Below are 25,200 nucleotides of genomic sequence, written 5' to 3' on the forward strand. Positions count from 1 at the left end.
TCTGCCTTCCAGCAGGCCCTCCGGGCGCTTCGTTCTTTCGTGTTTCCAGCTTATCAGATGTTTTCCGCTCCGTTTTCCGGGGCTTCGTCATCCAATTCGCCGGTGTCTTCCGGGGTTTTGCGCCCCGTCCGACGTTTCAAACTCTAGCCGACCTCCGCTCCGAAAAGCGAATCCGGCCGCAATCCGATAAACGCACATGCCGAATACGCACCGAGCCGCGACAGGACGCGACCCGACCCGAGCCGGGAAGTGGTGTTTCAGGGGATTGGCCGCCCCGGGACCGTCCGCGCCGATGCGTGTCCGGTGCTCCCTGTCGAGCGACTAGAGAACACTAGGCCCGCAGCGGGCCGGAGGCAAATCCCGAAGCCCGCCCGGGGTACGGCGGCGGGGAGCGCGAGAACCAGCGCGACGGCGAGGGAGTGAACCCATCCCTTGCCACTCTCAACCTATAGCGCACCGGGGGTCTTGCCGCAAGGCCCCCGTGCTGCCGCACAATCGCAGGCCGAGACCGGAGCCGGCGGCACCGCCGGGTCTCCCGGGATCGACCTCGGAACCCCGGAACGGAGCCGATGCCATGCACCCCCTGACCGCCAGCGCCTTCGACCTGCCCGACCACCTCACCGCCAAGGCCGACCCGGCACTGATCGCCGCCGACGAACGACACTTCGCCGCCATCACGGAGAGCCTGGAACAGACCGTCGCCGAGCTGTCCGAGCAGCTCGACGCCGCACGGAAGGCGCCCGGCGGCATCGGCCGGGCCGCGATGGACCGGGACGCGGAGGTCCACCGGCTGACCGCCCGGCTGCGCGCCCTGCGCCGCTTCGGCCTGGACCTGTGCCTCGGCCGCGTGGTCGGTGCGGACGGCCCCGAGCCGGTGTACATCGGCCGGCTGGGCCTCACCGACAGCGCGGGGCGCCGTCTGCTGATCGACTGGCGCTCCCCCGCGGCCGAGCCGTTCTTCGCCGCCACCCACGCCAACCCGGCGGGCCTGGCGAGCCGGCGCCGCTACCGCTGGACCCGCGGCCGGATCAGCGACTACTGGGACGAGGTGTTCACGGCCGACGGGCTGGAGGGCCACGCCGCCCTGGACGACCAGTCCGCCTTCATCGCCGGCCTCGGCAGCTCCCGCTCGCCCCGGATGCGGGACGTGCTCGCCACCATCCAGGCCGACCAGGACGCCGTGATCCGGGCGGGGTCGCGCGGGGCCCTCGTCGTGGACGGCGGTCCGGGCACCGGCAAGACCGTCGTCGCCCTGCACCGTTCCGCCTATCTGCTGTACTCGGACCCGCGCCTCGGCCACCGCCGCGGCGGCGTGCTCTTCGTCGGCCCCCACCAGCCCTACCTCTCCTACGTCGCCGATGTCCTCCCCAGCCTCGGCGAGGAGGGCGTGCAGACCTGCACCCTGCGCGACCTGGTCGCCGAGGGCGCCCGGGCGGTGGAGGAGAGCGACCCGGAGGTGGCCCGGCTGAAGGCGTCCGCCGCGCTGGTCAAGGCGGTCGAGAAGGCCGTCGCCGTCTACGAGGAGCCGCCCGCCGCGGGGATGACGGTCAGCACCGACTGGTCCGACCTGTGGCTGAGTGCCGGGGACTGGGCCGAGGCGTTCGACGCCGTGGAGCCGGGCACCCCGCACAACGAGGCCCGCGAGCAGATCTGGGCGGAGCTGGTGACGATCCTGCTGGACAAGCACGCCGAGGGGGGCGAGGAGGAGGACGTCCCGCCGGAGCTGTTCCACAAGTCGCTGCTGCGCGACCGCGACCTGGTCACCACCCTCAACCGGGCGTGGCCGCTGCTGGAGGCGGCCGACCTGGTCGGCGACCTCTGGACGGTCCCCGCCTACCTGCGGCTGTGCGCCCCCTGGCTCACCGCCGACGAGGTCCGGGCGCTGCAGCGCCCGGACGCCCAGGCCTGGACGGTCGCCGACCTGCCCCTGCTGGACGCGGCCCGTCAGCGTCTCGGCGACCCGGAGGCCGCCCGCCGGCAGAGCCGGCGGCGGGCCGCCGTCGCCGCCGAGCGCGAACGCATGGCTCAGGTCATCGACCACATCCTCGCGGCCGACGAGGACGGGGAGGGAGCGGTGGCGATGCTGCGCGGGCAGGACCTGCGGGACAGCCTGGTCGACGAGGACGCCGTGCCCGCCGGCGACCCGGAGCCGCTCGCCGGCCCGTTCGCGCACATCGTCGTGGACGAGGCCCAGGAACTCACCGACGCGCAGTGGCAGATGCTGCTGCTGCGCTGCCCCTCCCGCAGCTTCACCATCGTCGGGGACCGCGCCCAGGCCAGGCACGGGTTCACCGAGTCCTGGCGGGAACGGCTCGAACGGGCCGGGCTGGAGCGGGTCACGGTGGCCTCGCTGAGCGTGAACTACCGGACGCCGGAGGAGATCATGGCGGAGGCCGAGCCGGTCATCCGGGCCGCGCTGCCGGACGCCAACGTGCCGACGTCCATCCGCAGCAACGGCGTCCCGGTCCGCCACGGGTCGACGGCGGAGCTGGAGTCGGTGCTCGACGCCTGGCTCGCCGAGCACGCGGAGGGCACCGCCTGCGTCATCGGGGACCCGGCCTTCCGGGCGACGCCGCGGGTCCGCTCGCTGACCCCGGAGCTGTCCAAGGGCCTGGAGTTCGACCTGGTGGTCCTGGTCGACCCGGAGGCGTTCGGCGGGGGCGTCGAGGGGGCCGTCGACCGCTACGTCGCGATGACCAGGGCGACCAGGGAGCTCGTCGTCCTGACCACTCCGCGGTAGCGGCACGGGGGGGGCGCGGCCGGGGCGCGGTCAGGCGGCGAGCAGCGCCTGCGCGATGCCGCGGGCCCGTTCGGCCGCGTCCGGGGCCCCCTCGCGCAGGGCGGTGACGATGGCCCCGTCCATCAGCAGCGCGAACTGCTTGGCGCGGGCCAGGGGTTCGGGGATGTCCGCGTCCCGCATCAGCTGCTCGACCAGGTCGATGACCCGGGTCTTGTGCAGGGCGGCCATCCGGCGGGCCGGGCTGGAGGCGTCCGCGAACTCGGTCATGGTGTTGATCGCGACGCAGCCCCGGAAGTCCTGCGCGGCGAAGCGTTCGGCGAGCGCGTCGAAGATGTTGAGCGGGTGGCCGCCGTGGGCCGCGACCCGCTCGCTGAGCCAGGCGCGCCACCGCTCGTCCCGCCCCTCCAGGACGGCGACCACCAGGGCCTCCTTGCCGGAGAAGTGCCGGTAGAAGGAGGCCCGGCCCACCCCGGACTCGGAGAGGATCCGCTCCACGCCGACCGCGCGGATGCCGTTGGCGTAGAAGAGGGACTCGGCGGTGCTCACTAGGCGCGCCCGTGCGTTTACGGCCATGGCCCCGATCTAACCACCCTTGACGCCAAACGGCACCGGTCGGTACCGTCCTTGCCGTCGGTACCGATCGGTACCGTTTCGGGGGCACCGAACACCGGGGGGCGTCATGGACCAGGACTGGGCCGAGGCAGCGGTCGAACTCAACGCCGGCTACGCCGTGCTCACGGCGGACGGCACGCCGACCGCGTCCGTCCCGCACGCACTGGTGTCCTTCCAGGGCGGCTTCGCCAAGCTGCGCCTGCCGGGCGTCGACACGGTCCAGGTGGTCTCCGCCCCGGCCGTCCGCCTGATCACGCTGCACTCCGCCTGAACCGGCGCGCCACACCCACACCCACACCCAGATCTGCGACTGCCAGGCCGCCCGACCCGGGACGCACCGCAACCACCGTTGCACCGCCGCCCGGGCCGGGACGCCGACCAGTCGCGGCCGCCCGGTTCCGGGCAGCCCGGCCGGCCGGGACCTCCGTGGTCCCGCCGGGCTGCCCGGGTGCGGCCTCACACCACGGCCTCACACCACGGCCGTGCGCCTCGGCCCCGCACCTCGGCCCCGCACCTCGGCCTCACACCTCGGCCACGGCCTCCAGCGGGCTCAGCGCGGCCGCCCGGTGGGCCGGAACGGCGGCGGCGAGGGCACCGACCAGCAGGGCGAGCAGGCAGGTCAGGGCCAGTCGGCCCCAGGGCAGCTCCAACGCGTACCCGGCCATCGCGCCGTTGGCCAGCGCCCCGACCGCCCAGGCGCAGAACAGCCCGCCGGCCAGGCCCAGCCCGGTGCCGAACGCCGCGACGGTCACCGCCTCCAGCCGGATCATCCGCCGGACACCCGCCCGGTCCATGCCCAGGGCGCGCAGCGCACCGATCTCCCGGGTGCGCTCGGCCACGGACACCGCCAGCGTGTTCGCGACGCCGAGCACGGCGATCACCACCCCGATCACGAGCAGCCCGTTCACCAGGGTCAGCAGGTCGCCCACGGTGCCCGCGGCGGCCCGGACGACCGCGGCCCGGTCCCGCACCGTCAGCAGCGGGTTGCCGCCCACCGCGGCCCGCAGCCGGTCCTCCACCGCCGCGGAGACCTCGCCGCCCTCCGTCCGCACCAGGATCCGCTGGACGGAGCCCGGCCGGAAGGCGTGCCGCCGCACCTCGTCTTCGGCGCCGAGCGCGTCGCGGGCGGTGGGATTGTCCTGGTAGACGCCCACGACGGTGTAGGGGGCGGGTTCCCCGCCCGGGCCGATCCGGGCCTCGACCCGGCTGCCGGTGCGCAGACCGTTCTCCCGGGCGACGGTCTCGGAGAGGGCGATGCGGCCCGGCCCGAGGTCCTGCGCGGAGCCGCCGAGGAAGTGCAGCCGCATCACCTCGCCGACCGTGGCCGGGTCCACCCCGGAGACCTCCCGGACGCCGCCGCCGAGGAACAGGGTGGAGTCGGTGACGGCGCTCGCGGTCCGCACACCGCCCGCCCCGGCCACCCGCCGGACGGCGTCCGGGTCGATGCCGGCCGTGGTGCTGCCGGTGCCGATCACGTAGTCGGCGCCGAGCCCGGCCGCGGCCCGACGGTCGAGGGCCTGCCCGGTGGAGTGGCCCACGACGGCGAGGCCGGTGACCAGTGCGGTGCTGACCAGCAGGGTGGCGGCGGTCGCCGCGGTGCGCCGCGGGTCGCGCAGCACGTTCTGCCGGGCGAGGTGACCGGTGATCCCGGTGCCGCCGGTCAGCCGCCGGCCGAGCGCATCGGCCGGCCGGCCGATGGCGCGCACCGCCGGGGCCACCAGCAGCGGCGCCAGCACGACCAGTGCGACGACGAGCAGGCCGCTGCCCAGCAGGGCGTTGCGCAGGTTCGCCTCGGAGGCGTCCTCGGCGGTGGCCGCGAGCGCGACCAGCAGGCCGGCCCCGGCGAGCAGCAGGGCCAGGCCCGCCCCGGCCCGGAGGCCGGCCCGGCCGGCGGGCGGCTGCTGGACGGTGCGCAGCGCCTCGACCGGCGCGACCCGCGCGGCCCTGCGCGAGGGCAGCCACGCGGCGAGCACCGTCACGCCCACCCCCACGCCGAGCGCCGCCGCGACGGGGCGCGGCCCGATCACCAGCGGGCCGTGCGGCAGCGTGTCCCCACCGCCCAGGACCCCGGGCAGCACGGTGGCGACGCCGAGGCCCAGCGCGAACCCGGCCGCCGAGGCGGCGAGGCCGACCAGCAGTGCCTCCGCCAGGACGGTCCGGACGACCTGACGGCGGGAGGCGCCGATCGCCCGCAGCAGCGCGATCTCGCGGCTGCGCCGGGTGACGAGCATGGTGAAGGTGTTGACGACCAGGAACGAACCGATGAACAGCGCGACCCCGGCGAAGACCATCGGCGTCTTCTCGTACCCGCGGGTCAGCACGCCCACGTAGGCGGCCTGCTGAACGGCCAGGGCCGCGCCGGTGACGGCCTCGGCCCGCTCCGCGGGGAGCACCTCGGCGACCCGCCGGGCGAGTTCGGCCTGAGCGGTGCCGGGCACGGCGGACAGGTCGATCGCGGTGTAGTGCCCCGGGGCGGCGAACAGCTCCTGGGCGGTCGCCCGGTCGAACAGGACGAGGGTGCCGCGGGCGGTGACCCGGGTGTCGGCGGTGGTGACGAGGCCGACGAGCCGCTTGGTCATGGCCGGCCCGTCGGTGGCCAGCGTGACCCGGTCGCCCAGGTGCAACCGGCCGGCGGCGGCGGTGCCCACGTCCACGGCGATCTCGTCACCGCCGGCGGGGGCGCGGCCCTCGACCAGGGGGTAGCGGGCGTCCCGGCCGGCCGTCCCGCCGTCCTTCCCACCCGTGGCGGGCACGTAGGCGGCGGCCAGGTTCGCCCCGGGCCGGACCCTCAGCGGGCTGCCGTCCGCGGCGTTCAGCACGGCGGCGCCGTCGACGGAGGGCCGGACGGCGGCGACGCCGGGCAGCTGGGCCAGGGTCCGCGCGAGCGCGTCGGTGAGCACGTCCTCGCGCCGGTCCGCCGGTCCCGCGGTGGGGTCCGCCCGCGCGGTGACGGTGACGGCGGTGTCCGCGAAGTTCCTGGAGGCGGCGGCGCGGTGGGCGGCGGCGGTCGAGTCCGCGAAGACGAGGGTGCCGCAGACGAAGGCGACGCCGAGGCAGACCGCGAGGACGGTCATGGCCAGACGGGCCTTGTGCGCCAGGACGTTGCGCAGGGCTGTTCTCAGCATGGGCGGCTTTCGGGAGGAGTGGAGGGCGGGGGCGGGTGGGCGCGGGCGTCGGCCGGCGACGCGTCAGCTGGTGCGGGAGCGGGCGTCGAAGCCCTTCATGACCCCGAGGACCCGCTCCGGGGTGGGCCGCGTCATCTCGTCGACCAGGCGGCCGTCGGAGAGGAACACCACGCGGTCCGCGTAGCCGGCGGCGACCGGGTCGTGGGTGACCATGACCACCGTCTGTCCCAGCTCGCGCACCGAGGCGTGCAGGAAGCCGAGCACCTCGGCGCCGGCGTGCGAGTCGAGGTTGCCGGTGGGCTCGTCGGCGAAGACGATCGCGGGCCGGGAGGTCAGCGCCCGGGCGACCGCGACGCGCTGCTGCTGGCCGCCGGACAGCTGCGCGGGCCGGTGGTGGAGGCGGCCGGCGAGCCCGACCATGGCGACCACGCGGTCCAGCCACTGCCGGTCCGGCCGGCGCCCGGCGATGGTCAGCGGCAGCGTGATGTTCTCCAGCGCGGTGAGTGTCGGCAGCAGGTTGAACGCCTGGAAGACGAAGCCGATCCGGTCCCGGCGCAGCCGGGTCAGCTGCTGGTCGCCCAGCGTGCCCAGCTCGGTGGTGCCGATCCGCACGGAACCGGAGCTGGGGGTGTCCAGGCCGGCGGCGCAGTGCATCAGGGTCGACTTGCCGCAGCCGGAGGGTCCCATGATCGCGGTGAACTCGGCCTCCCGGAAGGCCACGCTGACCCGGTCCAGGGCGGTGACCCGGGTGTCGCCGGCGCCGTAGACCCTGGTCAGGTCGGTGGTGGCGGCCGCGATCCCGGGTGTGGTGAGCAGGGCGTGGCGGGCAAGGGGGTCGGCGGTCACGGCGGGCTCCTCGTCGGTGCGGAAGGGTGCACGTCGAGGGTGTCCGGGGCGTGTATCGGGGGCCCCGGCCGCGGTGTATCACCGCGCGCTCCACTCCGTATCGGTTCCGTCGCCCGGCTGCGCGCGGGCGGGTCACCGGGCCCGGCGGTGCGCCTCGGTCACCGCGGCCGGCGGTGCGCTTCCGGGGTCAGCCGGGCAGCCGCAGGGTGGCGACGGCGCCGCCGTCCGGGGCGTTGTCCAGCCGCAGGTCGGCCCCGAGCAGCCGGGCCTGCCCGAGGGCGATGGTCAGTCCCAGGCCGTGGCCCGGGCCGCGCTCGGCGGAGCCGGTGTGGAAGCGGCGGGGGCCGTGCCGCAACAGGTCGGGCGGGAAGCCGGGGCCGTGGTCGCGCACGACGACCGTCCGGCCCTCGACGGTGACCCGCACCGGGCCGGCCCCGTGCCGGTGGGCGTTGACCACCAGGTTGCCGACGATCCGCTCCAGCCGGCGCGGGTCGGTCTCCACGGTGCCCGCGGTCTCCACGTCGTCCACGGTGCCCGCGGTCTCCACGTCGTCCACGGTGCCCTCGGTGTCCGGGGCCGCCACGGCCTCTGCGTCCATCCGCCCCGCCCCCGCCCCCGCGCGCGGCGAAGCGCCGGGGACGACGACCTCGGTGCCCCCGAGCCCGGTGCGCTGCACGGCCTCGGTGACGACCGCCCCGAGCGGCACCCGGGCCCGGACGGGCCGCTCCGCGCCGGCGTCCAGGCGGGAGATCTCCAGGAGGTCCTCGACCAGGGCGCGCAGGTCGCGGACCCGGGCCCGGAGCAGGTCCTCGGTCTCGCCGGGCGGCAGCAGGTCGACGGCGGCCAGCAGACCGCCGACCGGGGTGCGCAGCTCGTGCGCCACGTCGGCGGTGAACCGTCGTTCGGTGCGCAGCCGCCGGCCGAGGTCGTCGGCCATCCGGTCGACGGTGGCGGCGATCTCGGCCACCTCGTCCCGGCCCGCGGTGGGCCCGGTCCGGGCGTCGAGGTCCCCGGCGGAGATCCGGCCGGCCGTCTCGGAGACCCGCTGCAGCCGGCGGGCGACCAGGCCGGCCCCGTAGACCGCCAGTGGCGCGGCCGCCGCGAGGGCGAGCAGCGAGGCGAGGGCCATCGTCACGTCGAGCCGGCGCAGGTCGTGCAGCTCCGGGCTCAGGTTGACCCGGACGGCCAGCACCGGGCTGCCGGGCCCGGCGGTCCGCTGGGCAGCCCAGACGCTCGGCCCCAGGTTGCCCTCGACGCGCCCGTCGTAGGCGGTGTGCCGGGCGTCGTCGGCGGGGTGGCGCAGGGCGGCGGGCAGTGCGTCGGGGTCGAGTTCGGCGCCGTCCGCGAGGGTGCCGGTGCGCCGGTAGACGTCGACGGCCGAGTACACGGCGTTGAAGGCCTGTGCCCCGGCCCGGTCGCGGACGTCGTGCGCCGTCCACAGGTGCACCAGCACGCCCACGGCCGCGACGACCAGGCAGGCCGTGGCCGCGGCCAGGGCGGCGATCTTCCAGCGCAGCGAGGTGCGGGCCGGCCGCAGCCGGGAGAACGGGCGCACCGCTCAGCGCCGGAGCTTGTAGCCGAACCCGCGGACCGTCTCGATCCGGTCCCGGCCCAGCTTCCGGCGCAGCCGCTGCACGCAGAGGTCCACCACGCGGCTGTCGCCGTCCCAGCCGTACTCCCAGACCTCGCGCAGCAGGGTGTGCCGTTCCAGCACGACGCCGGGGTGGGCGGCGAACTCCAGCAGCAGTTTGAGCTCGGTCGGGGTCAGCGCGACGGGGCTGCCCGCGACGGTGACGACCATGCCGGCGGTGTCGACGGTGAGGTCGCCGAAGACCAGCACGTCCCCGGTGTCGGGACCGGGCCCCGGGAGCGGCGCGTACGTCGCCCGCCGGAGCAGCGAGCGGATCCGGGCCACCAGGACGTAGGTGTCCACGGGCTTGACCACGTAGTCGTCCGCGCCCGCCTCCAGGCCGGCGACGACGTCGAGTCCGTCCCCGCGCGCGGACATCATCAGCACGGGCACCAGGCTGGTCTCCCGGATCCGGCGGCAGAGCCCGATCCCGTCCAGCCCGGGCAGCATCACGTCGAGGACGAGCAGGTCGAACTCCTCCGCCCGGAAGAGCTCCAGGCCGGTCAGCCCGTCGGCCGCGGCCCGCATCCGGTACCCGTAGCGTTCCAGCGCGACGGTGAACGACCGCCGCATCAGCTCGTCGTCCTCCACCAGCAGCACGCGGACGGGGGGCGGGGACACGGCGGGCGGCTCCTCGGGGCGTGGTGGAGTGGGGTGCGGGACGGGTCCGGCGGCGTCACCGGGCGCCCGCCCGGAAACCCTACGACAGCTCCCGGCCCCCCGCCGCCGGGGCCGAAGGGGCGGCCCGGCCCACCCCGCCGCCGCGAACTCCCAGGTCGGGCCACCTCTCGCGGCCTCCGCCGCGACGACCGAGCCCCCTGGAGCGGCGGCGGACCGACGGCCGGCCGAGCCCCCGCCGATACCCGACGGATACAAACGCGCCCGCGCGTCCGGCCGGTCGCTGACGGACGGGTCAGGCGGTGCCCGGAGGCCGGCGGGGGCGTCCCGGTAAGGTGGCGGCCGTGGCCAGTCGTAAAACGTCGATCTTGGAAGCAGCGGCGCGGGTGATCGCGCGACGCGGGGTGCGCGGCCTGCGGGTCGAGGAGCTCGCCGCCGAGGCGGGGGTTTCCACCGCGCTGATCTACTACCACTTCAAGGACCGCACGGGGATCCTCCGGCAGACCCTGGAGTTCATCAACGACCGGGCGGAGCGGTACACCACCGACCGGCCCGCGGACGCGCCCCCGCTGACGCCGCGCGAGGAGCTGGACCAGACGCTGCTGCTGGAGCTCCAGGACAGCGCCGAGGTGCGGGAGAACAGCACCGCCTGGGGCGAACTGAGGGCCAGTGCGGTGTTCGACGAGACGCTGCGCGAGGATCTGGCGCGGGCCACCCGGGTCTGGGTGCAGGAGATCGCCGAGCTGATCGGCGAGGTGCGGCCGATGTCCTCGGCGGTCGCGCTGGCCGGTGCGGCCGAGCGGCTGACCGCGCTGCTGGAGGGCGTGAGCATGCGCTGGCTCAGCGGCAGCCTGCCGCTGGCGCACGCCCGCGCGCTGATGTCCGAGGCCGTCGAGACCGAGCTGGCGGGTCTCGGCTCCTGACCGGGTGGGGCGGGCGGGCCCGCTCCGGGCCGCCCGCCCCCGTCCGATTCGTCACGCTCCGTGCCCCTTCACCGCTGATCGGGTCAAGGTGTGCCGATAAGTTTGACTGACTTTTCAGTCAATGCGAGTGTGGGACCGCGGGCGGGGTGCACCCACCGGACCGTGCCACCTGGTGCGCCGGTGCGTCGCGGCGCGAACAGTGGACCTGGTGGCCCGCCCCCTCCCGGCACCGTCGCACGATCTGGAGACCCTCATGACCCACCACCGCGATGACCGCTCCACCGGAACCTACTCCTGGGTGCCCGCGGACGACGTCCCGCACGCGCGGACCTGGATGTCCTGGCCCTCCCGCCGGGGCGTGTGGGGGCTGCGCCTGGGCCGGATCCAGGAGGACATCGCCCTGATCGCCCGGACGATCGCCCAGTTCGAGCCGGTGGTCATGTGCGCCCCCGACGACTACACCGCGGACAAGGCCCGCTCCTGGTGCGGGCCGTCGGTCGAGGTGACGACCGCCATCCCCACCGACGACCTGTGGATGCGCGACATCGCCCCGGTGTTCCGCCGGGACGGCCGCGGCGGGCTGGACGCGGTGGTCCTCAACTTCAACGGCTGGGGGAACAAGCAGATCCACGACGACGACGCCCTGGTCGCCGAGCGCCTGGCCGCCCGCCGCGGCCTGCGCCACTCCTACGCGGACTTCGTCGGCGAGGGCGGGGCGATCGAGACCGACGGCGACGGCACCGTCATGGCCACCGAGAGCAGCCTGGTCAACAAGAACCGCAACCGCGGCATGAGCCGGGACGAGATCGAGGACGCCGTCCTGGACGCCTACGGCGCGGACGAGATGATCTGGCTGCCCGGGATCAAGGGCCAGGACATCACCGACGACCACGTCGACGTCACCTCGCGGTTCATCCGGCCCGGCGTCGTGATGGTCCAGCTGCCGCCGGCGGACCGCAACGACGCCTGGGCGCGGGACGCCCGCGAGCAGTTCGCGCTCCTGTCCGCCGCCACCGACGCCCGCGGCCGCCGGCTGCAGGTCATCCCCGTGCACGGCCCGGACACCGTGCGCTCCCGCAGTTCCAAGTTCGTCGACTCCTACCTCAACTTCCACGTCGTCAACGGCGGGGTCGTCACCGCCCAGTTCGGCGACGCGTACAAGGACGCGGCCGCGAAGGAGGCGCTCGCCGCTGCCTTCCCCGGCCGTCACGTCGTCCAGCTCGACGTGGACCGCCTGATGGCCGGCGGCGGCGGCATCCACTGCTCGACCATGCACGAGCCGCTGCCGTAGGGCCCGTCCGGCCCGCACCGCACCACGCGGAACCGCGCGGCTCGGAATCGCGCGGCTCGGAACCGCACGGAACCGCACCGCACGGAACCGCACCGCCGGGCGCCCCGCCCGTGGCACCTCTCCCGAAACCCTCACGACCCCGTCTGGAGATCCCGCATGCCCACCGACCTGTCCCGCCGCACCCTGGTGCGCTCCCTCGCCGGCGCCGGTGTCCTCGCCTTCGGCCTCACCGCCTGCAACGACCTCGACGGCCTCGACCCGGAGGCGACCGCGCTGCCGACGCAGTCCGGCGGCACCGGCTCCGGCCCCCGCCGCTTCGGCGCCGAGTGGGACAAGCACCTGCGCACGGTGATGTCCTGGCCGGCCTCCGAGACGGTCTGGGGCGACCAGCTCCCGGACGTGCGACGGGACGTCGCCGGGCTGGCCCAGGCCATCTCGGCCCGCGAGCCCGTGGTCATGATGGCCCGCCCCGAGCAGAAGGACGCCGCGCAGAAGGCGTGCGGCTCGGCCGTCGAGGTGGTGCCGATCGCGGTGGACGACCTGTGGGCCCGGGACACCCTGCCGGTGTTCGTCGAGGAGGGCGGCAAGGTCAAGGGCGTCGACTTCAACTTCAACGGCTGGGGCGGCAAGCAGCAGCGCGGCAACGACGCCAAGGTCGCCCGGGCGGTGCTGGCGAAGTACGGCGTGGAGCGCGTCGAGACCAAGCTGGTCGCCGAGGGCGGCTCCTTCGAGACCGACGGCCTGGGCACCCTGATGGTCACCGAGAGCTCCGTCGTCAACGACAACCGCAACCCCGGCATGAGCCGCGACCAGGTCGAGGCCGAACTCAAGCGGGTCCTCGGCGTCACCAAGGTGATCTGGCTCGCCGGCGTCAAGGGCAAGGACATCACCGACGCCCACGTCGACTGCCTGACCCGCTTCGCCGCACCCGGCGTCGTCCTGCTCGACCAGGCCTTCCCCGGGACCCCGGCCGACGTCTGGTCCCGCTCCGCCGACCAGGCGCGCTCGGTGTTCAAGACCGCCACCGACGCGCGCGGCCGGAAGCTGGAGGTCGTCGAGCTCCAGCAGCCCGACCCGGACAAGATCACCGGCCGCGGCGACGCCTTCGTCTCCTCGTACATGAACTTCTACATCGGCGACAAGGGCGTCTACCTGCCGAAGTTCGGCGACGCCCGGGCCGACGACCGCGCCCAGCAGATCCTCAAGCAGTACTTCCCCACCCGCGAGATCGTCCCCGTGAAGATCGACGCGATAGCCGCCGGCGGTGGCGGCATCCACTGCGCGACCCACGACATCCCCTCCCTCGGCTGACCCGCCACGGACCGCCCGGCCGCCCCTCCGCACCGGGCCCGGTGCGGTGGGGCGGGCGCCGGCCCGCCCCACCGCACGGCACCCGCTAGGGAACGGGCTGCTGCTGGGTGACGCAGTGGATGCCGCCGCCCCCGGCGCCGAGGTTGTCGATGTTGAGCTGTTCGACCGTCCGGCCGGGGAAGAGCCGGGCGAGCGTGGTCCGGGCGGCCGCGTCGGCCTTGGTGTCGCCGAACTGGGCGGAGATCACCGCGCCGTTGCAGAGGTAGTAGTTGGCGTAGGAGCCGACGAAGGACGGGTTGGTCGAGCGGATCAGGTTGTAGTCGGGGCCCTGGATCCGGCTGACGGAGATCGGGGTGCCCTGCCCGCCGGTGGCGGCGGACAGGATCTGGTACTGCTGGCGCTCGTCGTTGGACCAGACGTCGGTGTCACCGGCCAGCGGCGCCTGCACCACGGCCGTGCCGCCGCCGACGAACCGGGAGGTGGCGTCCACGTGGTCGTCGGTGATGTCCTGGCCGGCGATGCCGGGGAACCAGATCACCTTGGTGGCCCCGTAGGCGGTGCACAGGGCCGCCTCGACCTGGGCCTGCGACATGCCGGGGTTGCGGTTGCCGTTGAGGATGCTGCTCCTGGTCGCCATCAGGGTGCCAGCCGCGTCGGTCTCGACGGCGCCGCCCTCGGTGACGAGCCCGGCGGCGGTGAACGGGACGCCGAGGTAGGCGGCGACGCGGCGGGCCACCAGCGCGTCGTTGGCGTGCGTCTGCCGGTTGCCCCAGCCGTTGAAGTTGAAGCCGACCGCGTCGAACCCGCCCGCGCCGTCGGTGCGGAAGACCGGGCCGGTGTCGCGCATCCAGCAGTCGTCGACCGGGATGTCGCCGATGACCGTGACGGCCGCGCCGCACATCGAGCGCGCCTTGGAGACGCTGGCGGGGTTGGCGAGCATGGTGACCGGCTCGTACTTCGCGATGGTCTTCGCGATGAGCGCGATGTTCGACTGCACGCCGGCGAGCTTGCTGCGCCAGATGGTGCTGCTGTCCGGCCAGGCCATCCAGGTGCGGGCGTGCCGGGCGGTGTCGATCGGCACGACGAGGCCGGTGGCGGTGAGCGTCCGCCCGTCGGTCGCCGTGCCGCGCCGCTGCCCGGCCGAGGCCGGGCCGCCGGTGGCGACGGTCAGCGCGGCCCCGGCCGCGGCCAGTCCCGCGGCCGCGAGGAATCCGCGTCGGCCGACGCCCGCCGTGGCCGCCTGCCCGGATCTGAGCTGGTCGTTCATCTCTGCCTCCATGTCAATGCCGGCTGCATGCACCGCAGTTGACCGGAAAGGTAGAACTGACCAAGCGCTCGGTCAATAGTTTGCGCAGGCATCCGCCCCCGACTTCCCCCGACCGCGCCCGCCCCGGGCCGCCCGGAAGCCGCCAGGGGAACGCCCGCGGACCGTCCGGACCGCCCCGGCGGCCCCACGACCACGGCCGTCTCCCTGCCGCCGCGCCCCGGTCCTGGCTACAGTTGCCGCCATGGCGACGCAGGCGACAGGCACGGCCCCGGCTCCCTCCGCGACACCGGCCGGCGGCGGCCGGACGCGCTCCTCCGCCAAGGGCGAGCAGACCCGGGCCCGGCTGATCGCGGCGGCCCGGACCCTCCTCGCCGGCGCCGGCGCCGGCCGCTTCACCACCCGCAACGTGGCCGCGCTGTGCGAGGTCTCGCACGGGATGTGCCACTACCACTTCGCGGACCGCACCGACCTGATCGTCGCGGTGGTCGCGGACATCCGGCCCGAGTGGATCGCCCCCCTCGAACGGGCGGTGGACGGCCCGGGCGGCTACGCCGAGCGGGCGGAGCGGGTGCTGACCCTGCTGACGCGGCCGGAGAGCCCGGACCTCGCACGGCTGCACGCCGCCCTGCACTGGCTCGCCCTGAACGACGAACGGGTCAGGGTCAGCCTGGAGGCCGAGTACGCGCGGTGGCGGTCCTGCTTCGTCCGCCTCTTCGGGGTGCTGGCCGACGAGCGCGGCTCCGCCGCCGACCCCGTCCCGCTCGGCGAGGCCTTCGCCGCGGCCGTGGACGGGATCGCCGCCATCGGCTCGCTCGACGGCACCGTGGACGCCGCGCAGGTGCTGCGCACCCTGATGGCCTCGCTGTCCGCCACCGTCTGACCGGGCCCCTCGTCGGACAGGCCGACAGACACGCCCTAGGACGGGCTCGCCCCGGGGACGGCGGGCTGCTGCTGGGTGGCGCAGTGGATGCCGCCCCCGCCACCGGCGATGTGGTCGATGGTGACGGGGGTGACCTTCCGCCCCGGGTGGAGGTCGCCGATGATGCCCGCCGCCCGGTCGTCGGCCGCCTGGTCCCCGAAGCGCGGCACGATGACGCCCCCGTTGCAGACGTAGTAGTTGATGTAGGTGGCGAGGAAGTTCTTGCCCGACCCCTGGATCAGGTCGAAGTCGGGCTCCGGGATCTCGACCACCCTGAGCGTGCGCCCGCCGGCGTCGGTGGCGGACTTCAGGACCTGGAGCGCCTGGTCGGAGGCCATGCTCCAGATGTCCGGCGGGGTGTTCGCGGCCGGGCGGTGGAGGACGACGGTGCCGGGTTCGGCGAAGCGGGCGAGCGCGTCGACGTGGCAGTCGGTGATGTCCTGGCCGGCGACCCCCTTGAACCACAGCACCTTCCGGACCCCGAGCAGGTCCTTGAAGGCCGCCTCGATCTGGTCGCGGGACTTGCCGGGGTTGCGGTTGTCGTTGACCCAGGAGCTCTCGGTGGCCATCAGCGTGCCGTCGCCGTCCACCTCGATGCCGCCGCCCTCGCCGGTGACGGGCGCCTGGACGCGGGTGACGCCGTAGTGCTCCAGCAGGTTGCGGGCGACCTGGCTGTCGTCGGCGTGGGTCTGCTTGTTCCCCCAGCCGTTGAAGTTGAAGTCGACCCCGGCGAGCCCCTGCGGGCCGGTGACGAAGGTCGGGCCGGTGTCCCGGGCCCAGAGGTCGTCGACCATCAGCTCGAGCACCTCGACGCTGGAGCCGCAGGCCTGCCGGGCCTGGTCCGCCTGGTCGGGCCGGGCCAGCAGCACGACGGGCTCGAAGCCGGCGATGGTCCGGGCCAGCCCGGCGATGTCCTCGCGGACGCCGGGGAGCTGGTCGCCCCACACCTCCTCCAGGGCCGGCCAGGCCATGAAGGTCCGGGTGTGCGGGGCCGATTCGGCGGGCATCGCCCGGGCCGCGGCGGACGGGGTGTCCGTCGGGGCCGGGGCCGTGGCGGTGCCGCTCGGGGCGGACGGTTCGTCGCCGCCGCCGGAGGAGCAGCCGTCGGTCAGGGCCAGCGCGGCGAGCGCGGCCCCGGAGCGCAGCAGCGTGCGGCGGGACGGCCGGGGGTGAGCCATGGGGGGCCTCGTTCCGGTAGGTGCCTGGGGTCCGGACCCGCACGCTACGGAACGGGCGGCCCGGTCCCGGCCCGACAGGCATCGGCCATCGGGGTGAACCCGGCCGGACGGGTGCCGGCCCGGCTCCGGGCGGCCCGCACCGGCCCGCACCCCTGGTACCGCGGTCCGGCAGGCCCCACCACCTGCCGGACCGCGGCGGCCTACAGCGCCCGGCGCGCGGCGGCGATCCGGTCGGGATCCCAGCCGGGCCGGGGCACGGACTCCAGCAGCAGCCGGGTGTAGCCGTGCTGTGGGTCGTCGAGGACTTCCGCGGTGTGCCCGGCCTCGACGATCCGCCCGTGCCGCATCACGATCACCTCGTCCGTGACGCAGCGGACGACCCCGAGGTCGTGGGTGATGAACAGGTAGCCGATGCCGGTCTGCTCGCGGATGTCGGCGAGCAGGTTGAGGACCTGGGCCTGGACGGAGACGTCGAGCGCGGCGACCGCCTCGTCCAGGACCATGACGGCCGGCTGGACGGCCAGCGCCCGGGCGATGGCGACGCGTTGGCGCTGCCCGCCGGAGAGCTGGCGCGGCAGCGCGTCCGCCGCGCGCGTGCCGAGGCCGACCTGGTCGAGGAGCTCGGTGATCCGGGCCCCGTGGTCGGTGCCGGGGAAGTGCAGGCGCAGGGTCTCCCGCAGCACGGCCTCGACGCTGGTGCGCGGGTCCAGGGAGAGGTACGGGTCCTGGAAGACCATCTGGACCTCGCGGGCGCGGGCCAGCCGCGCCGCCCGGCCCCGGACCGGGCCGGTCCGGGCCCGGCCGCGGACCGCGACCCGCCCCTCGTCGGCCTGTTCGAGGCCGACGACGATGCGGGCGGTGGTGGTCTTGCCGGAGCCGGACTCGCCGACGATGCCGAGCGATCCGCCGGCCGCGAGGGTGAAGGACACGTCGTCGACGGCCCGTACGGTGCCGAAGGTGCGGCGCAGCCCGGTGACCTCCAGCGCGGGCGGGGGCGTCCGGTCCGGGTCGTGCGGGGTGCTTCCGGGCTCAGGCACGGCTGGCGCTCCCTTCGAGGAGGTCGCTGTGGTGGCAGGCGGCCAGGTGCCCGGGCTCCCCCGGGACGGGCCGCGCCGGCGGGGCCTGCTCGCGGCACAGGTCGGTGGCGAGCGGGCAGCGGGCGGCGAACGGGCAGCCGGTCAACTCCTGCCGCAGGTCCGGTGGTTGACCGTCGATCGCGGCGAGCCTGCCGGAGGGGTTGTCCAGCCGGGGGGTGGAGGCCAGCAGGGCGGCCGTGTAGGGGTGGCGGGGATGGTCGAACAGGCGCTCGGCCGGGCCGGTCTCGACGATCCGGCCGGCGTACATCACGTAGACCCGGTCGCTGATCGCGGCGGCGAGGCCGAGGTCGTGGGTGACGAACAGCAGGCCGGTGCCGAAGCGTTCGCGCAGCCCGTCCAGGAGCGCGATGACCTCGGCCTGGCTGGTGACGTCGAGCGCGGTGGTGGGCTCGTCGGCGAGCAGCAGGACCGGGTCGCCCATCAGCGCGGCGGCGATCACGACGCGCTGCAGCATGCCGCCGGACAGCTGGCCGGGGTAGCGGCGCAGCAGGTCCGGCCCGAGGCCGACGGCGTCGAGCAGCTCGACGGCGCGCCGGTCGGCGTCCGCCCTGCTCAGCACCCCGGTGAGGGTGACGCTCTCGGTGAGGAAGTCCCCGATGCGCCGCAGCGGGTTGACCGCCGCGCGCGGGTCCTGGAAGACCATGGCGGCCTTGCCGGTGCGCAGGGTGCGCAGCCGGTCGGCGTCCATGGTGAGGACGTCCTCGCCGTCGACGAGGATCCGGCCCTCCGGGTCGGCCCCGGGCGGCAGCAGGCCGAGGGCGCCGCGCGAGGTGAGGGTCTTGCCGGAGCCGGACTCCCCGACGAGCGCGACGGTCTCGCCGGGGGCGACGGTGAGGTCGACGCCGTCGAGGACGGGGCGGGCGGTGCCGGGCAGCCGCAGCCGCAGCCCCTGGATGTCGAGTGCGTTCACGCGGTCCTCCGGGCGACCTGGTCGGCCCAGCGCTCGCCGACGACGTTGAAGGCGACGACGGTCAGCACGATGACGGCGCAGGGCAGGACTGCGGAGAGCGGGTAGCCGTGCTGGATGGCGGTCTGGCCGTCGAAGACCATGCGGCCCCAGTCGGGGGTGAGTGCGGGGACGCCGAGTCCGAGGAAGGAGAGGCCGGCCAGATCCATGAGGGCGTATCCGAAGTTGATGGTGGACTGGGCGAGGACGGTCGGCGCGATGTTCGGCAGGACGTGCCGCAGGCAGATCTGCAGGGCGGAGTGCCCCTGGACCTGGTACGCGGCGACGTAGGGGCGCGTCCGCTCGGCCAGCACCAGCGAGCGGGTGAGGCGGGAGACGTAGGGCAGGTAGGCGATCGCGAGGGCGGTGACCGGCGCGAGCAGGCCCTCCCCGTAGACCGAGACGATCAGGATGGCGAGCAGCATGCCGGGGAAGGCGAAGACCAGCTCGGTGCTGCGGGACAGCACCGAGTCGAGCCAGCCGCCCCGCCAGCCGGCGGCCAGGCCGACCACGATTCCGGCGACGGTCGAGAACACGACCACGCCGAGCGGGCCGAGCAGTGAGGTCCGGGCGCCGAGCAGCAGCCGCGAGAGGGTGTCGCGGCCGGCGGCGTCGACGCCGAGCAGGTGGTCGGCGGAGGGCCCGGCGAGGGCACCGGACAGGTCGACCTCGTTCGGGTCGTACGGCGACAGCCAGGACGCGAGCAGGGCCGCCGCCACCACCAGCACGACGAAGCCGAGGCAGAACAGGTAGAGCGGGGCGCGGGCGGCCTTGACGCGGGCGAGGCCGGGCCGGCGGGTGAGCACGACACTCATGCGTCGGACCTCCTCGAACCGAGGGTGACCCGGGGATCGACCAGCGGGTGGAGCAGGTCGACGACCAGGTTCACGACCATGAACAGGGCGACGATGATCAGGGAGATGGCCTGGACGGTCGGGAAGTCCTTGGTGCTGGTGGACAGTTCGAGGAGCTGGCCGATGCCGCCGATGCTGAACGCGGACTCCACCAGGATGGTGCAGACCAGCAGGGTGGAGACGATCAGGCCGCCGGTGGTGAGCACGGTGCCCAGCGAGTTGCGGAACACGTGCCGGCGGATCACCTCGCGCTCCGGCACGCCGCGGCTGCGGGCGACGGTGACGTGCTCGCCCTCCAGCGCGTCCAGCATCGCCGAGCGGGTGACCCGGGCGAGCATGCCGATCAGGTAGAGGGCCAGGGCGACGGCGGGCAGCGTGAGGTGCCAGAGCATGTCGCCGAGGCCGTCGCCCGCACCGCTGGTCGGGAACCAGCCCAGCTTCACCGCGAACAGGCCCTGCAGCAGGACGGCCGCGACGAAGGACGGCGTGCCCACCGCGAGGGTGGTGGTGACCAGGATCGTGGCGTCGGTCCGGCCGCCGCGGACGGCGCCGATCCAGCCGAGCGCCAGGCCGATGAGCAGGACCACCACCAGCGCCATGGCCACCAGCAGCAGGGTCGCGGGCAGCCGGTCGGCGAGCAGCGCGGAGACGTCGGTGCGGTAGGTGATGGAGCGTCCGAAGTCGCCCTGCACGATCTGCCCGAGCCAGCGCAGGTAGCGGACCAGGAAGGGGTCGTCGAGGTGGTACTGGGCGTTGAGCGCCTGCAGGGCGGCCGGCGAGGCCGACCGACCCGACAGGAGGAAACTCGCCGGACTGCCCGGCGCCAGGTACATCGCTCCGAAGACCACGAACGAGGCGCCGAGCAGGGTGACGGCCATCTCGACCAGCCGCCGGACGGCGAATCTCAGGAAGTTCACCGTGCGGCCCCCACGTCGGCCGCCCACGGGTAGTACATGTACGAGATGGTGGTCGGGGCGCCGGTGATCCGCTTGTTCATGAAGACGGTGGTCGGCCACTCGGCGACCGGGATCCACAGCAGCTGCTCGGAGGCCGTCTGCTGGAGCTTGGCCTCGATGGCGGCGCGCTTGGCCGGGTCGTACTCCGCGGAGGCCTGGTCGACGAGGTCGTCGTAGGCCTTGTCGCTGAACCCGGAGTAGTTCTGGTAGGCGCCGGTCTTGAAGTTGGTGAGCAGGTCGAGCGGGTCGGTGACGGACTCGTAGTACGTCTCCGGGAACATGTCCAGGCCCTCGCGCGCCTTGGGGTCGGTGAACAGCGAGGTGAAGGCGTTCGGCGCGATCGTCTTCAGCTGGACGTCGAGGCCGATCTTCGCGCCCGCGGCCTGGACGGCGGTGGCGAGCAGCGAGACGTCCTGGCCGATGCTGCTGGTCGCGACGGTCAGCGTCCTGCCCTTGGCGCCGGCCTCCTGGACGAGCGCCTTGGCCTTGTCGATGTCCTGCGCGGTGGGCGTGAGGTTCTCGAAGGCGCTCCGGCGCACGTCCTCCGGGGCGCCGGCCCAGGCCGCCCGGGTGGTGAGGGAGCCGGTGACGGTGCCCGCGCCGGCCAGGCCGGTCCGGACGAATCCGGAGCGGTCGAGGGCGAGGGAGAGCGCCCGGCGCACCCGGACGTCGCCGAGCGGGCCGGCCATGCTGGTGACGTTGAGGTTGACGGTGCTCAGGCCCTCGCCGAAGTAGAGCGTCCCCGCGCCGCTCTTCTTGAGCCGGTCGTAGCTCTCGGTGGGGATCAGGTAGCCGCCGTCGACGTCGCCGGTGAGCATCGCGTTGGTGCGGGCCGACGGGTCGGTGAGGAAGCTGAACACGGCCTTCTTGGACTTGGCCTTGGTGCCCCAGTAGTCGTCGAAGCGCTGCAGCTCGATCGACTGGCCCTTGTTCCAGGTGCCGAGCTTGAACGGGCCGGTGCAGTCCAGGCCGCCCGCGGTGCCGTAGTCCTTGCCCGCGGCCTCGATCCCGGCCTTGGACGCGACCACGCCGGCGGCCGTCGCCATGTACTGCGGGAACTGGGAGTCGGGCTGCTTGAGCTTGACGGTGACCTGCAGCGGCCCGGTCTTGGTGAGGGAGTCCACGTTCTGGAACACCGAGGCCCAGGCCGCCGCGTTGTCCGGGTTGATCTGCCGGCCGAGGCTGTACACGACGTCGTCGGCGGTCATCACCGTGCCGTCGTGGAAGTGCACCCCGGCGCGCAGGTCGTAGACCCAGGTGGTGGGGTCGGGGTTGGACGCCTTCTCCGCCAGGCCGGGGGCCGTGGTGAGCTGGGGCGTCCAGCGCATCAGGCTCTCGCAGACGTTGGAGAGGATGGTGTTCTGCGGGTAGTCGAAGGCCTGGAGGTAGTCGAGCGTGGGCGGCTCGGCGTAGGTGGCCCAGGTGAAGGACTCGAGTTCGCCCTTCGCCTCCGGGGCCGCGGTGGAGAGCTGGACGGCGGACTGGTCGGAGCCGCCGCGCGGCGGGCCCGAGCAGGCCGCGACCAGGGCGAGGGAGGACAGGGCGACCGTGGCGACGGTGCGGCGCCGGCGGGCGGCCGGGCGTCTCACGGGCGCGCCGGCCGGGCTCGCGGGTACGGGTGTCATGAGGGTGGTGTTCCGTTCCGTGCGGGGGGCGGGTGTCAGGCCCGGGCGGCCGGGATCTGCTGGGTGATGCAGTGGACGCCCCCACCGCCGTAGGCGATCACCCGCGCGCGCACGCCGACGACCTTGCGGTCGGGGTACGCGGCCGCGAGCACCGCCAGGGCGCCGTCGTCCTCGGGGTGGCCGGCGACCGGCACGACCACACCGCCGTTGGCCAGGTAGAAGTTCAGGTAGCCGACCTCGACGCGCTGGCCGTCGACCTCGACGAACGCGGCCTGCGGCACGTCGACGATCTCGAAGGGCCGGCCCTGGGCGTCGGTGGAGTGCTCCAGCACGGCGCGGTTGGCCCGCATCCGCGCGTGGTCCGGGTGCGCCGGGTCGGCCGGGAGCTGCACGATCACCTTGCCGGGGGCGACGAAGGCGCACACCCCGTCGACGTGGCCGTCGGTCTCGGTGTCCAGCAGGCCGCCGTACGGCAGCCAGACCACCTTGGTGACGCCGAGGCGGGCCTTCAGCTCGGCCTCGATCTCCTCCCGGCTCATGTCCGGGTTGCGGTTGGGGTGGATCAGGCACTGCTCGGTGGTGATCAGCGTGCCCTCGCCGTCGACGGTGATCGCACCGCCCTCGAGGATCATCTCCGAGCGGATCGCCGGGACGCCGAGGTGGTCCAGCAGCAGGGCGCTGATCCGGTCGTCGGCGTCCCACGGGTGGTGCTTGCGGCCCCAGGCGTTGAAGCGGAAGTCCACGCCGGCCCGGCGGCCCTCCGGGTCCAGGACGAAGATCGGCGCGGAGTCGCGGAACCACGAGTCGTCCATCGGCAGTTCCACCACGGTGACGCCCCCGCCGCACAGCGAGCGCGCCTCGTCGCCGTGGCCGGGCGGCGCCGCCATGGTGACCGGCTCGAACTCGGCGATGGCGCGGGCGACGGCCGCGTACTCCTGCTTCACCTCGTCGAGGGTGCCGCCCCAGAGGTCCTGCCGGACGGGCCAGGCCATCAGGCAGCCCTCGTGCTCGGTCCACTCGGCGGGCATTCGGAACGTCATGGGGAACCTCTTCTGGTCGGTCGGGCACTGGTGCGGTCGGGCGTGCGGCCGGGCGGTCGGGCGGACGGGGGCGGCCCGCGCGGCCCGGGCCCCGGCGGCCCGCCTCCGTGGGGGGTGGGGCGAGCCGCCGGGGTGGTCAGCGGGCCGGCGGTACCGCGGGCTGGGACTGGGTGGCGCAGTGGATGCCGCCGCCGCCGGACGCGATGGTGTCGATGTTGACCTGGACGACGTCGCGGTCGGGGAACTCGGCCTGCAGCACGGCGTAGGCCGTGCCGTCGGCGGCGGTGTCGCCGAACTGCGGGACGAACACGGCCCCGTTGGCGACGTAGAAGTTGGTGTAGCTGGACAGGAAGTCCTTGCCGCGCCCGCGGATCAGGGCGCGGTCCGGCCCGGGGAGCTCGACGACGGTCAGGGCGCGGCCCTGGGCGTCGGTGGCGCCGCGCAGCGCCTGGCGGGCCTGCTCGTAGACGTCGATCCAGACCTGGGAGGTGCCCGGGCCGGGCTTGTCGAGGACGACCCGGCCGGGCGAGGTGAAGCGGGCCAGGCAGTCGATGTGGTCGTCGGTGATGTCCTGGCCGGCCAGACCGGCGAGCCAGATGACCTTGTCCATCCCGAGCGAGCTCTTCAGGGCCTGTTCGACCTGGGCCTGGGACATGCCGGGGTTGCGGTTGGGGTTCACCAGCGAGCTGACGGTGGCCAGCAGGGTGCCCTGGCCGTCGGTCTCCAGGGCACCGCCCTCGCCGACGAAGGGGGCCTGGACGCGGTCGACGCCGTACTGGCCGAGCAGGCTCGCCGCCACGGCGGCGTCCTCGGCGAAGGGCTGGTAGTACGGGGTGCCGGCTTTGCCCCAGCCGTTGAAGTTGGTGTCCAGCCCGGCGATCGCGCCCGGGGCGACGAGGAAGGTCGGGCCGAAGTCGCGGATCCACAGGTCGTCGTTGGGGATCTCGACGACGGTGATGCGGTAGTACGCGCCGCCGCCGCACCGGTACCGCGCGTCGGCGGCCTGGCCGGGGCGGGCGACCACGACGACCGGCTCGTAGCGGGAGATCTCGTAGGCGACCCGGGCGATGTCGTCGCGCACCGCGGAGAGCTGGCGGCCCCAGATCGACGACAGGGCCGGCCAGGCCATGAACGTGCGGTCGTGGCGGTCGCTCTCGGCCGGCATCCGCAGCCTGAGCGTCCCGGGCCCGGCCGCGGGCGCGGCGCCGGGGGCGGCGGCCGGGCCCGGCGGGTCGGCCGGCGAGGCGGTGGCGGCCCGGGCCACGGCCGGGGCGACCGTGCCGAGGGCGAGCAGCGGCAGCGCGGTCGCGCCGATGCGGAGCAGGCTGCGGCGGGAGGGTGTGGGGGTGTGCAAGGAGCGCTCCCTGGAGGTGGTGGGAGGTGGGGGTTGCCCCGCATCCTTCACCGCACTGAAAATTCAGTCAACCCTTTGGGCCACAGAAACCCGGTATCCCCTCCCATCACCCCGGAATCGATCACCCCGCGACACCGCCCCGGAGGGCCTCCCCACCGCCACCACCTGGCGACTCTTCGCACACGTCGTCGGCGATCAATCCTGAAATTACCATCAGGAGACCTCGGCAAACCGACCCCGAGCCGGGTAGAGTGTGCGCCCATGTCGGACCGTCGGACAGGGATACTCAAAGCCGCCACCCGGGTGATCGCCCGCCGTGGCGTACGCGGGCTGCGCATGGGCGAGCTGGCGACCGAGGCCGGGGTGTCCACCTCGCTGATCTACTACCACTTCACCGACCGGGCGGGCATCCTGCGCGAGACGCTGGAGTTCATCAGCGACCGCGCCGACCACTACACCGCTGAGCCGGACCCCTCCGAGCAGGGCTCGACCCCGCGCGCCGGCCTGGAACGGGTCCTGCTCCTGGAACTCCAGGACACCGCCGAGGTCAGGGAGAACAGCACCGCCTGGGGCGAACTGCGGGCCACCGCCGTCTTCGAGACGGAGCTGCGGGACGACCTGGCGAGGACCACCCACACCTGGGTCCACGACATCGCCGAACTCCTCGCCCGCGCCAACCCCACCGGCACCGCCCCCGCCCACGCGGCCGCCGCGGAACGGCTCACGGCCCTCATCGAGGGCCTCAGCGTGCGCTGGCTCAGCGGCTCGCTGCCCCTCGACCACGCCCGGCTGCTCCTGCGCGACGCCATCGACGCGGAGCTGGCGCGCTGCTAGGGCGCGTCTCGTGGATCACTGCCGGAACCGTTCC

General features: G+C 74.4%; 21 protein-coding genes. 7 read left to right on the plus strand and 14 right to left on the minus strand.

Annotated elements, in window-relative coordinates; translation table 11 throughout:
* The first annotated feature begins 574 nt into the window (after positions 1 to 574).
* A complete protein-coding gene (helR, locus tag ACFYUY_RS34180; RefSeq protein WP_387906475.1) occupies positions 575 to 2,740 on the plus strand; it encodes an RNA polymerase recycling motor ATPase HelR in 2,166 nt (721 codons plus the stop codon).
* A gap of 30 nt (positions 2,741 to 2,770) precedes the next feature.
* Here helR and ACFYUY_RS34185 read toward each other — a convergent pair whose 3' ends face one another.
* On the minus strand, positions 2,771 to 3,313 hold the full coding sequence (locus tag ACFYUY_RS34185; RefSeq protein ID WP_387906478.1) for a TetR/AcrR family transcriptional regulator: 543 nt from the start codon (positions 3,311 to 3,313) through the stop codon (positions 2,771 to 2,773).
* 106 nt (positions 3,314 to 3,419) lie between these two features.
* Between ACFYUY_RS34185 and ACFYUY_RS34190 the strand changes: the two genes are divergently transcribed.
* Positions 3,420 to 3,623 (plus strand): hypothetical protein, encoded by a 204-nt coding sequence (locus ACFYUY_RS34190; protein WP_360209792.1) that lies wholly within the window; start codon positions 3,420 to 3,422, stop codon positions 3,621 to 3,623.
* 250 nt (positions 3,624 to 3,873) lie between these two features.
* Here ACFYUY_RS34190 and ACFYUY_RS34195 read toward each other — a convergent pair whose 3' ends face one another.
* The 4 genes from ACFYUY_RS34195 to cseB form a co-directional block, all read right to left on the minus strand.
* A complete protein-coding gene (locus ACFYUY_RS34195; protein WP_360209794.1) occupies positions 3,874 to 6,477 on the minus strand; it encodes an FtsX-like permease family protein in 2,604 nt (867 codons plus the stop codon).
* Between the two features lie 63 nt (positions 6,478 to 6,540).
* Positions 6,541 to 7,293 (minus strand): ABC transporter ATP-binding protein, encoded by a 753-nt coding sequence (locus tag ACFYUY_RS34200; RefSeq protein WP_387906610.1) that lies wholly within the window; start codon positions 7,291 to 7,293, stop codon positions 6,541 to 6,543.
* Between the two features lie 217 nt (positions 7,294 to 7,510).
* Positions 7,511 to 8,878, minus strand: a complete 1,368-nt coding sequence (locus ACFYUY_RS34205; RefSeq protein ID WP_387906480.1) for a sensor histidine kinase — start codon at positions 8,876 to 8,878, stop codon at positions 7,511 to 7,513.
* A 3-nt stretch (positions 8,879 to 8,881) separates the two neighbouring features.
* Positions 8,882 to 9,574: a two-component system response regulator CseB gene (gene cseB, locus ACFYUY_RS34210; protein WP_387906483.1), complete on the minus strand. Its 693-nt coding sequence runs from the start codon at positions 9,572 to 9,574 to the stop codon at positions 8,882 to 8,884.
* A 341-nt stretch (positions 9,575 to 9,915) separates the two neighbouring features.
* Between cseB and ACFYUY_RS34215 the strand changes: the two genes are divergently transcribed.
* From ACFYUY_RS34215 to ACFYUY_RS34225, 3 genes are all read left to right on the plus strand, one after another.
* Positions 9,916 to 10,494: a TetR/AcrR family transcriptional regulator gene (locus ACFYUY_RS34215; protein WP_387906486.1), complete on the plus strand. Its 579-nt coding sequence runs from the start codon at positions 9,916 to 9,918 to the stop codon at positions 10,492 to 10,494.
* Between the two features lie 253 nt (positions 10,495 to 10,747).
* Positions 10,748 to 11,785, plus strand: a complete 1,038-nt coding sequence (locus ACFYUY_RS34220) for an agmatine/peptidylarginine deiminase (protein WP_387906488.1) — start codon at positions 10,748 to 10,750, stop codon at positions 11,783 to 11,785.
* A gap of 156 nt (positions 11,786 to 11,941) precedes the next feature.
* Positions 11,942 to 13,096, plus strand: a complete 1,155-nt coding sequence (locus tag ACFYUY_RS34225) for an agmatine/peptidylarginine deiminase (RefSeq protein WP_387906490.1) — start codon at positions 11,942 to 11,944, stop codon at positions 13,094 to 13,096.
* An 85-nt stretch (positions 13,097 to 13,181) separates the two neighbouring features.
* Here ACFYUY_RS34225 and ACFYUY_RS34230 read toward each other — a convergent pair whose 3' ends face one another.
* Positions 13,182 to 14,363, minus strand: a complete 1,182-nt coding sequence (locus tag ACFYUY_RS34230; protein ID WP_387906493.1) for an agmatine/peptidylarginine deiminase — start codon at positions 14,361 to 14,363, stop codon at positions 13,182 to 13,184.
* Positions 14,364 to 14,604: 241 nt separating this feature from the next.
* On the opposite strand from ACFYUY_RS34230, the gene ACFYUY_RS34235 reads away from it, so the two are divergent.
* Positions 14,605 to 15,243, plus strand: coding sequence for a TetR/AcrR family transcriptional regulator (locus tag ACFYUY_RS34235; RefSeq protein WP_387906496.1), 639 nt, complete (start codon positions 14,605 to 14,607; stop codon positions 15,241 to 15,243).
* Between the two features lie 35 nt (positions 15,244 to 15,278).
* Here ACFYUY_RS34235 and ACFYUY_RS34240 read toward each other — a convergent pair whose 3' ends face one another.
* The 8 genes from ACFYUY_RS34240 to ACFYUY_RS34275 all read right to left on the minus strand — a co-directional run bounded on the left by ACFYUY_RS34240 (position 15,279) and on the right by ACFYUY_RS34275 (position 24,332).
* The gene (locus ACFYUY_RS34240) at positions 15,279 to 16,460 is read right to left on the minus strand and encodes an agmatine deiminase family protein (protein ID WP_387906498.1); all 1,182 of its coding nucleotides are present in this window, start codon (positions 16,458 to 16,460) and stop codon (positions 15,279 to 15,281) included.
* A gap of 200 nt (positions 16,461 to 16,660) precedes the next feature.
* Positions 16,661 to 17,497, minus strand: a complete 837-nt coding sequence (locus ACFYUY_RS34245; protein WP_387906501.1) for an ABC transporter ATP-binding protein — start codon at positions 17,495 to 17,497, stop codon at positions 16,661 to 16,663.
* A complete protein-coding gene (locus ACFYUY_RS34250) occupies positions 17,490 to 18,467 on the minus strand; it encodes an ABC transporter ATP-binding protein (RefSeq protein ID WP_387906503.1) in 978 nt (325 codons plus the stop codon). The genes ACFYUY_RS34245 and ACFYUY_RS34250 overlap by 8 nt, the downstream gene beginning before the upstream one ends.
* Positions 18,464 to 19,318, minus strand: coding sequence for an ABC transporter permease (locus tag ACFYUY_RS34255; protein ID WP_360209816.1), 855 nt, complete (start codon positions 19,316 to 19,318; stop codon positions 18,464 to 18,466). Before ACFYUY_RS34255 ends, ACFYUY_RS34250 begins: the two co-directional genes overlap by 4 nt.
* Positions 19,315 to 20,274, minus strand: a complete 960-nt coding sequence (locus ACFYUY_RS34260) for an ABC transporter permease (RefSeq protein ID WP_387906506.1) — start codon at positions 20,272 to 20,274, stop codon at positions 19,315 to 19,317. Before ACFYUY_RS34260 ends, ACFYUY_RS34255 begins: the two co-directional genes overlap by 4 nt.
* Entirely contained in the window at positions 20,271 to 21,938 is a 1,668-nt protein-coding gene (locus ACFYUY_RS34265) for an ABC transporter substrate-binding protein (protein WP_360209820.1), read from the minus strand. Before ACFYUY_RS34265 ends, ACFYUY_RS34260 begins: the two co-directional genes overlap by 4 nt.
* A 35-nt stretch (positions 21,939 to 21,973) precedes the next feature.
* Positions 21,974 to 22,978 (minus strand): agmatine/peptidylarginine deiminase, encoded by a 1,005-nt coding sequence (locus ACFYUY_RS34270; RefSeq protein ID WP_387906509.1) that lies wholly within the window; start codon positions 22,976 to 22,978, stop codon positions 21,974 to 21,976.
* Positions 22,979 to 23,114: 136 nt separating this feature from the next.
* The gene (locus ACFYUY_RS34275) at positions 23,115 to 24,332 is read right to left on the minus strand and encodes an agmatine deiminase family protein (protein WP_387906512.1); all 1,218 of its coding nucleotides are present in this window, start codon (positions 24,330 to 24,332) and stop codon (positions 23,115 to 23,117) included.
* A 261-nt stretch (positions 24,333 to 24,593) separates the two neighbouring features.
* On the opposite strand from ACFYUY_RS34275, the gene ACFYUY_RS34280 reads away from it, so the two are divergent.
* Positions 24,594 to 25,166: a TetR/AcrR family transcriptional regulator gene (locus tag ACFYUY_RS34280; protein ID WP_387906514.1), complete on the plus strand. Its 573-nt coding sequence runs from the start codon at positions 24,594 to 24,596 to the stop codon at positions 25,164 to 25,166.
* The last annotated feature ends 34 nt before the right edge of the window (positions 25,167 to 25,200 follow it).

The organism is Kitasatospora sp. NPDC004745 (assembly GCF_042873275.1).
GTDB lineage: Bacteria > Actinomycetota > Actinomycetes > Streptomycetales > Streptomycetaceae > Kitasatospora.